Source organism: Ruegeria sp. HKCCD7296, assembly GCF_013110775.1.
Taxonomy (GTDB): Bacteria; Pseudomonadota; Alphaproteobacteria; order Rhodobacterales; family Rhodobacteraceae; genus Ruegeria.
In genome coordinates, this window is sequence record NZ_WVRF01000007.1 from 206,615 (window position 1) to 217,511 (window position 10,897).

The window sequence follows — 10,897 nt, forward strand, 5'->3', positions numbered from 1 at the left end:
TTTATCACCGTAAAGACGTCACCACGCTACGCAACGCGCCGACCGTTGGCAGTTCTGGGTCGCGACTGAGGGTGGCCAGGCAAATGGGTTTGCTGACAATGGGATCGACCAGCGGCAACACACGGGTCCCTTTCAAGTCGCCCAGCGCGCGCACAAGGACCCGAGGCACGACAGTGGCCGCCAGCCCCTCTCTCGCCATGACCATTGAAGCGGTGAAGCCGCTGGTTTCGGCTACGACGTCAGGATGCAGGCCCTGTTCCGCAAAAATCCGGTCCAGGATACGACGATTCTGCATCTGCGGCTCAAGCAGGCTCAACGGAAAATCGGCGACCTGAGCCCAGGGAATCGGGCCAGTTTCCTCGGTCATGTGGGATGGCACCAACAGGACATAGGTTTCCTCGTACAGTGGCTGCACTTGCCGCAGGTCCGTACCGATGCTGTCGCCATAAGTTATCCCTGCATCCAGGCTGCCTTCGTCCAGTCGGTGCTGAATCGCGGTGGCGGACATGGTTTCAATCCGGGTCACGATCCGGGGATGGGCCATACGCAGACGTTTGATCAGGCGACCGGTGAACGCGATTGCTGTGGGGATCACGCCCAATATCAACGTCCCTGTGATCTCACCCTTGGCTGCCAGCACTTGCTGCTCCAGCGCCTTGGTGTCATCGAGGATACGTCGCGCCCGTTGGACAATCATCTCGCCCTCTTCCGTGAGACCCTGAAACCGGTTTGCGCGGCGGACTATGGATAGGCCAAGCCGATCCTCGAGATTGCGGATACGCATCGAGAACGCGGGCTGCGAAATCCCGCATTCCTCGGCCGCTTTGGCAAAATGGCGATGACGCGCCAAAGCGCTGAGCAATTGCAGGTCGCGGATTTCGATCATTTCTAGTCGGTCCAACTTGAGAGCAAACGGCAGACTAACGCGTTTTTACCTGCATAGAAATGCGCTTCATCCACGAACTTCGGAGAGTTTCTTTTTGAACCTGTCAGCGATACTATGAAAGACGCGGTGGATGCGAGTATTGGGATGATTAAGGGCAAATATCTCGATGATCTGATGCTTGGAGACTCCTTCGAGACCGGAGGCGTAACTCTTACAGAGGGCGCGATCGTGGATTTTGCCCTCGTGCACGATCCGCAACCATTCCACATAGACAAGATCGCTGCGACAGAGTCCATTTTTGGCGGCCTTATCGCAAGCGGCTTTCAAACCATAGCGCTTACCTTCCGGCTATTTCGCGACACTGGTGTGCTTAACGGTACAAATCTTGGCGGCCACGGCATGGACGAAGTGCGCTGGCTCGCACCGGTTTTCTCGGGGGATACTATCTGCGTGCGCGTAACGGTCGAGGCGATCACGCCTTCACATTCAAAGCCTGACAGGGGTACGGTGCGTTTCCGGTATCGTACATACAACCAAAAAGACATCGAAGTACTCAGCTTCATCATTGACCATGTGATGGCACGGCGGGGACAAGCAGACTCAGCAAAACCGACGAGAGAAGCGAAGCGCACAAAATGAATGTGATCCTAGAATTTCAGAAACTGTTTGATGGCTATGTCGAATGTTATCGATCCAATGACCCAGCGGGATGCGCGACCTATTTCACAGACAATGCAGAACTCTTCTCACCGTATGGGCCTGCGGTAAAGGGTCGGAAGGCGATCGAAGCGGCGCATGCCGCGTGGATAGAAGAGGATGCCAAGTCCAAAGCTATCGAGGTCGTACAAGCCGATATCAACGGCCATATTGGCTGGTGCCTTGCGCGTTTCAGCGAAGGCGAAGCCGATCATGGGACATTGCTCAACGTGTTATACAAACAGCCGGACGGCAGGTGGCTGATCACCCACTGCAGTCTAAACGAAACGCCCTGAAATACGCGTTTAACAAGCGACCTTAAGTATTAAACAAGAAATGCATCACATCGCCGTCCTTGACGATGTAGCCCTTACCCTCTGCCCGCATCTTGCCCGCCTCTTTCGCGCCCTGCTCGCCATTGGCGGCGATATAGTCGTCATAGGCAATTGTCTCGGCGCGGATGAAGCCTTTCTCGAAGTCACCGTGGATCACGCCAGCGGCCTGTGGCGCGGCGGTGCCGGTGCGGATCGTCCAGGCGCGGGCCTCTTTCGGGCCGACGGTGAAATAGGTTTCCAGCTTCAGCAGGTCGTAACCAGCGCGGATCAGACGGTCGAGGCCGGGTTCTTCCAGACCCATCTCTTCCAGGAACATCTGGGCTTCGTCTTCTTCCAGCAGGCTGATCTCTTCTTCGATCTTAGCGCTGATAATGACGTGGGAATTGCCCTGCGCCGCAGCCATCTCGGCCACTTTCGCTGAATACTCGTTGCCCTCAGCAGCTTCTTCTTCGGACACGTTGCAGACATAAAGCACCGGTTTGGTGGTCAGCAGTTGCAGCATCTTCCATGCCTTTGCGTCTTCGTCGCTCACTTCGACCAACCGCGCCGGCTTACCGTTTTCCAGCATAGCTTGCGCCTCGGCCAACAGGCGATCCTGCTGCTGCGCCTCTTTGTCGTTGCCCTTGAGCTTGCGCACCAGGTTCGCGCGGCGCTTTTCGATGCTTTCCAGATCGGCCAGCATAAGCTCGGTCTCAATCGTATCAGCATCGGCCACCGGATCGACACGGCCATCCACGTGGGTCACGTCGCCGTCTTCGAAACAACGCAGCACATGCGCAATGGCGTCAGTCTCGCGGATGTTGGCCAGAAACTGGTTACCCAGACCCTCACCCTTTGAGGCGCCTTTGACTAGGCCGGCAATATCCACGAACGTCATCCGCGTTGGGATGATCTGCTTGGACGACGCTATCGCGGCCAGCTTGTACAGTCGATCGTCCGGCACAGCCACGTCGCCCACGTTGGGCTCGATGGTGCAAAACGGGAAGTTCGCCGCCTGCGCGGCTGCGGTTTTGGTCAACGCGTTGAACAGGGTCGACTTGCCTACATTCGGCAAACCCACGATTCCCATTTTAAAGCCCATCACGGCCTCCTGCATAGAATACGAACGCAGCTTCTATGCAGGTCAGCCTCAATGCGCAAGCCATTGCTGGGCTTGCCACGGCTGAGTCCAAATCGTCACATCACAAAAACGTTCCAAAAACGTGTTCTAGGCTGAAATGAAAAAATGCCCCTTCGATAACCAACTAGCATTGAACGTCGAGAATTCACTGGCAGAATAAAACGAAACAGCTCTTACTTGCGACCGCGTTGACAGTATCCGCATATGCGACAGCCCAAGCCCAACAAGTCATATTTGCCGCTGGATATGCAGACTTCTCTGACAATGCATCCGAGGACCAAGCGCTTTTCTCCCTTGAATACCACCATAAGCCGTTTCATCAGGCGACCCGGTTCAGCGTAGGTTGGGGAACAGCATTGTCTCTTCATGAGAATGGCGATTTTCACATCGGCCTGGGGGTGGTCGGACTGTATGCGCTGAACGAACGCTGGTTTGTCGAAGGCAGCGTTATGCCAGGGTATTTTAACCCAAGTATTGATCTGAACGACTTGGGGGGTGACTTTCAGATCCGCAGTCTCCTTGGCCTTGGCTATGCACTGGACAACGGAAACAGCGTGTCGTTTGCGATCACACATAAATCCAACGCCAGCACAAACGACGATAACCCTGGCGTAAACGCGGTGCTACTGCGCTATCATCTGGGCTTCTGATCTATTCCTGCCCTGGCGGGATTGATTTTCGGTCAAAGTTTCTGCACACGGGTCGAAACCCGACTGCAAGGACATCCGATGACCCGTATCGACGCCAAGTTCGCCGCCCTGAAAGCCGAAGGTAAAAAGGCTTTTGTTGCTTATGTCATGGCAGGAGACCCCAACTATGACACCTCGCTTGAAGTGGTCAAAGGCCTGCCGGGTGCTGGAGTGGACATCATCGAACTGGGTTTGCCCTTCACCGACCCGATGGCCGATGGCCCCACGATTCAAGCCGCGGGGCAACGCGCGCTGGATGGTGGCATGACCTTGCAGCGCACCTTGGATTTGGCACGTGCGTTCCGGGAAACCGACGATACAACACCAATAGTGCTGATGGGGTATTACAACCCGATTTACAGCCGGGGCGTTGACGCATTTCTGGCGGATGCCAAAGAAGCCGGAATCGACGGTCTGATCGTTGTCGACCTTCCCCCCGAGGAAGATGAAGAACTGTGCCTGCCTGCACAGGCAGCAGGTTTGAATTTCATCCGTCTGGCAACCCCCACCACAGATGACAAACGTCTGCCACGCGTTCTGCAGAACACATCGGGCTTCGTATATTACGTTTCGATCACCGGGATCACCGGAGCGGCCGAGGCGCAGGCGACGGATGTCGGCCCAGAGGTCGCCCGCATAAAGGCCGCAACAGATTTGCCCGTGATCGTAGGCTTTGGCATCAACACGCCCGAGAAGTCCCGCAATATTGCATCAGTGTCCGACGGTGCTGTGGTCGGATCCGCCATTGTCAGCCAGATCGCCGCGGGCAAGCCGGTCGCTGAAGTCTTGGATTTCGTAAAATCCCTGTCGGATGGGGCACACAGCGTCTGATCTCAGCGATACATCTCAAAGCTCAAAAAAAACCGTCGCAGTGCCTTGTGCGGCGGGTTTTTGACACCTAGGCACAGGGTCAATCCGTTGCAGGCGGCGCGCTGGATTGGTAAGAAAAAATAACCAGACAGCCCGGAGGTCCGCCGCATGCCCGTAATAACCAATATCGAAGACCTCAGGCGTATATACGAACGCCGTGTACCCCGGATGTTCTATGATTACGCTGAAAGTGGCAGTTGGACAGAACAAACGTTCCGCGAAAACAGCAGCGATTTTGAACAGATCCGCCTGCGCCAGCGGGTTGCGGTCGATATGTCCGGGCGCTCGACGGCCTCACATATGATTGGCGAGGATGTCTCGATGCCGGTCGCGCTGGCTCCGGTCGGGTTGACAGGAATGCAACACGCGGACGGAGAAATGAAGGCCGCAAAAGCGGCCGAGGAATTTGGCGTACCCTTCACGCTTTCGACCATGTCAATCAACTCGATCGAAGACGTGGCTGAACACACCATCAAGCCATTCTGGTTTCAGCTTTATACGATGAAGGACACGGATTACGTCAGCCGACTGATCCAGCGCGCCAAAGACGCCAAATGTTCAGCGCTGGTGATCACTCTGGATCTGCAGATTCTGGGCCAACGTCATAAGGATCTGAAAAACGGCCTTTCCGCCCCGCCGAAGCTGACTGCCAAAACCATTGCAAACCTAATGACAAAATGGGCTTGGGGAATAGAAATGCTGGGTGCCCAAAGGCGTGAGTTCGGCAATATCGTCGGCCATGTCGACGGGATATCGGATGCGTCTTCCCTTGGTGCCTGGACCGCAGAACAGTTCGATCCCAGCCTGGATTGGGCCAAGGTCGAAAAACTGATGGAACAATGGGGCGGCAAAGTAATCCTGAAAGGTATCCTGGACGCAGAGGATGCAAAAATGGCGGCCAAGCTGGGCGCAGACGCCATAGTCGTATCAAACCACGGCGGTCGTCAGCTTGACGGCGCACTCAGCTCGATCCGCGTCCTGCCCGAGATCATGGACGCCGTTGGCAGTGATATCGAGGTTCATCTCGACAGTGGTATCCGATCTGGTCAGGACGTGCTTAAGGCTTTGGCGCTTGGGGCCAAAGGTACCTATATCGGCCGTGCTTTTGTCTATGGCCTTGGCGCAATGGGTCAGAATGGCGTGACCACCGCGCTTGAGGTTATCCGGAAGGAATTGGACACGACAATGGCGCTCTGCGGTGAAAAAACTATCGAAGGGCTGGGGCGTCACAACCTGCTTGTCCCCGAAGACTTCGGAGGCCGTTGGCAAGGCTGAACCGGCTGGACATTGGGGGCTCTGCCCCCGTCGCCCTAAGGGCGCCTCCCCCGAGGTATTTTCCGCCAGATGAAGTAGGGATCCTGTATTCATCTGGCTAAAAATACCTCGGAGCGCGAGGCAGAGCCTCGCAAAACAAAAAACGGACTAAAACCCCCTTTCCAAACCAATTGAATCAAGCTAAGGACGCGGCTTCACGCGGGCATACAGCCTTGGAGGATGCCCGCCCTAACATTGGAGAATTATCATGGCTGGAGAGATTCCTGATCTCGTAGCTCTGGAACGGACGGGGACAGGCAAGGGCGCCGCTCGTCAGGCACGCCGCGACGGCATGGTTCCGGGCATTGTTTTTGGTGGCGATAAAGAGCCGCTTCCTATTCAGATCCCGTTCAACGAGTTGTTCAAGCGCCTGAAAGCGGGCCGCTTCAAGTCGACACTGTGGAACCTGAAGGTTGACGGCCACGAAGATGTCCGCGTCATCTGCCGCGATGTCCAGCGTGATATCGTCAAAGATCTGCCGACCCACCTGGACTTGATGCGTCTGCGCCGGACCACCAAAATCGCGCTGTTCATCCCCGTTGAGTTCATCAACGAAGACGAAGCGCCCGGCATCAAGAAAGGCGGCGTTCTGACTGTTGTCCGCCCTGAAGTCGAACTGGTCTGCACCGCGGGTGATATCCCTGAGAAGATCACCGTTGATGTGACCGGTCTGAACATCAACGACGTTGTCACCATTTCGTCGGTTGACCTGCCCGCAGGCACCAAGCCGACCATCGACCGTGATTTCGTGATTGCCAACATCTCGGCACCCACAGGTCTGTCCACAAGCGACGACGAAGAAGGTGAAGAAGTGGCAGCTGACGAGGTTGAAGTCGTCGGTCAGGACGCTGCAGAAGAATAAGCTCGAACTTCAAGAGTTCGGATTTGGAAACGGGGCCCTGTTGGGTCCCGTTTTCTTTTGCCGCTCGGGCTGGAAACAGGTGGCATTCCGTGCCATCAACCACCTGCATCGCACAAGGATGAGACTATGAAACTGTTTGTCGGATTGGGGAACCCAGGGTCGAAATACGCCCGCAACCGGCACAATATTGGCTTCATGGCCGTGGAGCGGATCGCCGAGGATCACGGCTTTGGCCCATGGAAATCCAAATTCCAGGCCGAAATCGCTGAGGGGCGTTTGGGCGATGAAAAAGTTCTGCTGATCAAACCGCAGACCTTCATGAACCGGTCGGGTCAGTCGGTGGGAGAAGCGATGCGGTTCTACAAACTGGATTCGACCGATGTGACCATCTTTCACGACGAGCTGGACCTCGCCCCTGGCAAAGTCCGTGTGAAGGCGGGTGGCGGCCATGCCGGGCATAATGGCCTGCGCTCGATCCATGATCATATCAGCCCGGCCTATGACCGCGTTCGGTTGGGGATCGGGCATCCAGGGCGGAAAGAGATGGTCTCACCCTATGTTCTGGGTGATTTCGCCAAGGCGGATGCCGACTGGCTGGATGATGTTCTACGCGGGGTTTCAGACGGCGCTGCATATTTGGCAAACGGAGATGGAGGCAAATTCATGAACGCAGTCGCGCTGCGCACTGCTCCGCCGCGATCTTCAAAGACCTCGACTCCGAAATCCCAAACAAAGCCTGATACACCAACCGAACCAGTGGTTGATGACCGCTCTGCCATGCAGAAGCTGTTGGACAAATTCAAATAGCAGATCCAAAACGTTCCGTTACGTAGCCATTGCAGAATGAAGGCGTCCGCGATCCAATACCCAAGAATAAGGGAGGCTATGCGATGAGATCCATCTTGAAATGGGTGCTGCGCATCGTTTTGGCGCTGGCTCTGGCCAGTGTTGTCGTTGGGCTGTGGAAACGTGAAGAATTGCAGCGCCTGATGGCTGTGAACTCTCTGTTTTCAGCAGAAAAGATCGTTCATAATTTTTCGCATATGGACGAGGCTTTTTTAACCGTTGACCTGCCTCGTGGCGACGCCCCTACTTGGGAGTTGCCTTATGGGGATGGGTTCGATCTGCCGGACGGCGCTGACGCCTGGATCGAAGAGCGCTCTGTAACCTCGTTGTTGGTGATGCAGGGCGGAAGTATCCGGTTCGAGGAGTACTATCTGGGAACAGGCCCGGATGATCGTCGAATTTCGTGGTCGGTGGCCAAAAGCTATTTGTCAGCGCTGTTTGGGATTCTGCTGGATGAGGGCGCAATCAAGTCGCTGGACGATCCGGTGGTGAAATACGCGCCAAAACTCAAGGGCAGCGCCTATGACGCCGCGACAATCCGCAATGTTCTGAACATGGCCAGCGGGGTCACGTTTGACGAGGATTACCTGGACCCAAACTCTGACATCAACCGCATGGGCCGCGTGATCGCCTTGGGCGGTGAACTGGACGATTTTGCGGCATCTTTGAAAGACAGCTTTGCGACACCGGGCGAAACCTGGCAATACGTCTCGATCGATACGCATGTGTTGGGCATGGTGATACGCGGCGCGACTGACCGGAGCGTGGCAGAGTTGTTGACTGAAAAAGTCATTCAGCCTTTGGGCCTGGAACACGGCGGGTATTACGTTACTGACGGTACTGGTGTTGCTTTTGTTTTGGGCGGCCTGAACTTCACCACGCGTGACTTTGCACGGTTCGGGCAAATGATCCTGCAGGACGGTAAAGTGAATGGGCTACAAATGGTCCCCGCCGAATGGATATTTGAGGCCACGCAACCCAGCGCCCCCACAGCACAGGGCAAGATCGGGTATGGCTATCAATGGTGGATACCCCGCGGCGCACATGAGGGTGAGTTTCTGGCACGTGGCGTTTACGGTCAGTATGTCTATTTCAATCAGCCCCGCGGCGTCTTGATTGTCTCAACCGGTGCAGACCGACTGTTCCGTGAACCCGGCGTTAATGATCAGAACATCGAAATGTTCCGCAAGATCGCAGAAAGCCTGTAAGGTAGCCTCATGCAAAAGCAAGACAGTATCAATGTGCTGGGTGGTGTCCTCGCCCCCTGCTCAAGAAACCCCTTAACCGGCTTTTTCCGCGACGGCGGGTGCAACACCTGCCCCGAAGATCAGGGCAGCCACACCGTCTGTGCAGTGATGACAGCCGAGTTTCTGGCATTCTCAAAATATGTCGGCAATGATCTGAGCACGGCACGGCCCGAATTCGACTTTCCGGGCCTCAAACCCGGTGACAGCTGGTGCCTGTGTGCCAGCCGCTTTATGCAAGCGCACGACGAAGGATGTGCGCCGCAGGTCCATCTGGAGGCCACACATCAGCGCGCGTTAGAGATTGTGCCATTGGATGTTCTGCAACAGCACATAGCCGAAGAGTAACGATTCTCTGCGGCGCACCTAAGTTGGTTCAGAAGGACATTTGCCAGATCAGGCTGAGGCTGTAGTTTTCGAACCCGCTTTCACCAATGCCGTCATAGAACACATTGGCCGCAAGCAAGCTGTTGTTTTCCAAGAGGTAGTCAAAGCCCAGATCCGCACGCGCACGCGCCGTGTCGCCAATCGGCGTTACGCCGGGGACAGTGCCCGTGCCCGAAGTCGTGCTCCATATGCCTGACAGGCCACCCGTCAGCATAAAGTCACCGCGCGAAACCTGAACGGGGTGTTTGAAATCCATACCCAACCGCGCCGTGGTTAGACTGAAGTCCTGCTGCGGTATCAGATTCCCCAGACTGTCGGTGTAGCTTTCTTGATCATCGCTGGCATAGCTGACGTCCAGCAGTGGCATCAGCGTCAGCGCACCGCGTTTGATTTCGCCGGTCACACGTGATTGCACCAACCAACGCTCGCTGTCGAAACTGTCAGTATAGGTCCCAAGCGGAGAGATGTCGTTGTCAGCCTGTCCATACAGAGCGCGCCCTTCAAAAAACACCGGCTGGCTGGGCAACTTGGCGACCACGTAAGGGCCAATCAGCCACCCTGTACCGTCCACGCTGGCCGGTCCGTTATCCGTTTCTGCATAGTCGAGTTGCAGCATTGCCCCGATCAGAAGGTTCGCGTTGATCTGACGATGTGCCCCCAAAACAGCCAGCGCATAGGAGCTGTCGAAATCGTCCTGAGAGCTCCAGTTGCCGGTCAAATTGAACCAGACCGGGTTGGATGGATCTGAGGCAAAATTCAGATAACCCGAACCTCGCGTCACCGACGTGTCCAACACGCCAGAACCCGACCGCTGCAAGAACCGGGTCAATCCCGGCTGGTTAGTTGCAAGGCTGGTGGCCCGCGCATTCTGAAACGCCTGTATCAGTCGCCTTGTATCGGCAACTATTTCGTTGACAACCGTAACTTGGTCCGAAGCAACACTTGGGTTACCCGCTAAATCCACGGCGGCACCTGCCAGTACGACAAGAGAAAGGTTGCCCGACCCAGATGGCGTTACGGTTGCCATGTAAGTTTGCGGCCCCCCTGAAACCGCACCAATCGTCCCGTTTGTCACTGAAATACCGGCGGTACTGAAATTTGTGACCTCTTCAGAAAACGTAAAGGTGACGGTGATTGGGTTTAAGTCAGTGAAATTTGGCGGAAGGCCGCTAATAGTGACCTTTGGCGCGTTCGCGTCGTAGATCACGTTGACGACGTTAGAAGCCAGATTTGCGTTTCCGGCCGCGTCCGTGAAGACCCCGGCAGGAATGGACAACTCAACAAGCCCGTTTGCTTGTGCTGTAAGTGTCGCCGTATAGTTGCTGCCCGACCCGGACAATGTCGCTGTAGCGTTGGTCAAAGCCAGATCGCCCACCGAGAAATCGGTGCTGGGATCGCTAAGAGTGATCGACGCTTGAAACGTATCGCTTCCGGTGGCTGTCAGTGCTCCGATTGTGGCGGTTGGCGCGTTCGCGTCGTAGATCACGTTGACGACGTTAGAAGCCAGATTTGCGTTTCCGGCCGCGTCCGTGAAGACCCCGGCAGGAATGGACAACTCAACAAGCCCGTTTGCTTGTGCTGTAAGTGTCGCCGTATAGTTGCTGCCCGACCCGGACAATGTCGCTGTAGCGTTGGTCAAAGCCAGATC

12 protein-coding genes are annotated in these 10,897 nt (G+C 55.8%); 9 read left to right on the top strand and 3 right to left on the bottom strand.

Annotated features, from left to right (window positions below; all coding sequences use genetic code 11):
* Positions 1-4 precede the first annotated feature (4 nt).
* Complete coding sequence (locus GS632_RS12125; protein WP_171178052.1) at positions 5-886, bottom strand: LysR family transcriptional regulator; 882 nt, start codon at positions 884-886, stop codon at positions 5-7.
* Positions 887-1,000: 114 nt separating this feature from the next.
* Here GS632_RS12125 and GS632_RS12130 point away from each other — a divergent pair, with 114 nt between their 5' ends.
* Positions 1,001-1,525 carry a MaoC family dehydratase gene (locus GS632_RS12130; RefSeq protein ID WP_209509524.1) on the top strand — a complete coding sequence of 175 codons (525 nt, stop codon included), beginning with the start codon at positions 1,001-1,003 and terminating at the stop codon, positions 1,523-1,525.
* Positions 1,522-1,878 carry a nuclear transport factor 2 family protein gene (locus GS632_RS12135; RefSeq protein WP_171178054.1) on the top strand — a complete coding sequence of 119 codons (357 nt, stop codon included), beginning with the start codon at positions 1,522-1,524 and terminating at the stop codon, positions 1,876-1,878. The genes GS632_RS12130 and GS632_RS12135 overlap by 4 nt, the downstream gene beginning before the upstream one ends.
* 22 nt (positions 1,879-1,900) lie before the next feature.
* Here the strand turns inward: GS632_RS12135 and ychF are convergent, their stop codons facing one another.
* On the bottom strand, positions 1,901-2,998 hold the full coding sequence (gene ychF, locus GS632_RS12140) for a redox-regulated ATPase YchF (protein ID WP_171178056.1): 1,098 nt from the start codon (positions 2,996-2,998) through the stop codon (positions 1,901-1,903).
* Positions 2,999-3,225: 227 nt separating this feature from the next.
* On the opposite strand from ychF, the gene GS632_RS22270 reads away from it, so the two are divergent.
* From GS632_RS22270 to GS632_RS12175, 7 genes are all read left to right on the top strand, one after another.
* A complete protein-coding gene (locus GS632_RS22270) occupies positions 3,226-3,687 on the top strand; it encodes an acyloxyacyl hydrolase (RefSeq protein ID WP_216599031.1) in 462 nt (153 codons plus the stop codon).
* 78 nt (positions 3,688-3,765) lie between these two features.
* Positions 3,766-4,557, top strand: coding sequence for a tryptophan synthase subunit alpha (trpA, locus tag GS632_RS12150; protein WP_171178058.1), 792 nt, complete (start codon positions 3,766-3,768; stop codon positions 4,555-4,557).
* A 147-nt stretch (positions 4,558-4,704) separates the two neighbouring features.
* A complete protein-coding gene (locus tag GS632_RS12155) occupies positions 4,705-5,871 on the top strand; it encodes an alpha-hydroxy acid oxidase (protein WP_171178060.1) in 1,167 nt (388 codons plus the stop codon).
* A 247-nt stretch (positions 5,872-6,118) separates the two neighbouring features.
* Positions 6,119-6,772, top strand: a complete 654-nt coding sequence (locus GS632_RS12160; RefSeq protein WP_171178062.1) for a 50S ribosomal protein L25/general stress protein Ctc — start codon at positions 6,119-6,121, stop codon at positions 6,770-6,772.
* Positions 6,773-6,898: 126 nt separating this feature from the next.
* The gene (pth, locus tag GS632_RS12165) at positions 6,899-7,579 is read left to right on the top strand and encodes an aminoacyl-tRNA hydrolase (protein WP_171178064.1); all 681 of its coding nucleotides are present in this window, start codon (positions 6,899-6,901) and stop codon (positions 7,577-7,579) included.
* A gap of 83 nt (positions 7,580-7,662) precedes the next feature.
* The gene (locus tag GS632_RS12170; RefSeq protein WP_171178066.1) at positions 7,663-8,826 is read left to right on the top strand and encodes a serine hydrolase; all 1,164 of its coding nucleotides are present in this window, start codon (positions 7,663-7,665) and stop codon (positions 8,824-8,826) included.
* A gap of 9 nt (positions 8,827-8,835) precedes the next feature.
* Positions 8,836-9,210 carry a DUF2237 family protein gene (locus GS632_RS12175; protein ID WP_171178068.1) on the top strand — a complete coding sequence of 125 codons (375 nt, stop codon included), beginning with the start codon at positions 8,836-8,838 and terminating at the stop codon, positions 9,208-9,210.
* Positions 9,211-9,238: 28 nt separating this feature from the next.
* On the opposite strand, the gene GS632_RS12180 is transcribed toward GS632_RS12175, so the two are convergent.
* The coding region (locus GS632_RS12180) for an Ig-like domain-containing protein (RefSeq protein ID WP_171721833.1) at positions 9,239-10,897 on the bottom strand (1,659 nt) is incomplete at its 5' end.

Coding starts and splice junctions, on each gene's coding strand:
- GS632_RS12125 (WP_171178052.1), bottom strand. CDS start 886: ATGATCGAAATCCGCGACCTGCAATTGCTCAGCGCTTTGGCGCGTCAT.
- GS632_RS12130 (WP_209509524.1), top strand. CDS start 1,001: ATGAAAGACGCGGTGGATGCGAGTATTGGGATGATTAAGGGCAAATAT.
- GS632_RS12135 (WP_171178054.1), top strand. CDS start 1,522: ATGAATGTGATCCTAGAATTTCAGAAACTGTTTGATGGCTATGTCGAA.
- ychF (WP_171178056.1), bottom strand. CDS start 2,998: ATGGGCTTTAAAATGGGAATCGTGGGTTTGCCGAATGTAGGCAAGTCG.
- trpA (WP_171178058.1), top strand. CDS start 3,766: ATGACCCGTATCGACGCCAAGTTCGCCGCCCTGAAAGCCGAAGGTAAA.
- GS632_RS12155 (WP_171178060.1), top strand. CDS start 4,705: ATGCCCGTAATAACCAATATCGAAGACCTCAGGCGTATATACGAACGC.
- GS632_RS12160 (WP_171178062.1), top strand. CDS start 6,119: ATGGCTGGAGAGATTCCTGATCTCGTAGCTCTGGAACGGACGGGGACA.
- pth (WP_171178064.1), top strand. CDS start 6,899: ATGAAACTGTTTGTCGGATTGGGGAACCCAGGGTCGAAATACGCCCGC.
- GS632_RS12170 (WP_171178066.1), top strand. CDS start 7,663: ATGAGATCCATCTTGAAATGGGTGCTGCGCATCGTTTTGGCGCTGGCT.
- GS632_RS12175 (WP_171178068.1), top strand. CDS start 8,836: ATGCAAAAGCAAGACAGTATCAATGTGCTGGGTGGTGTCCTCGCCCCC.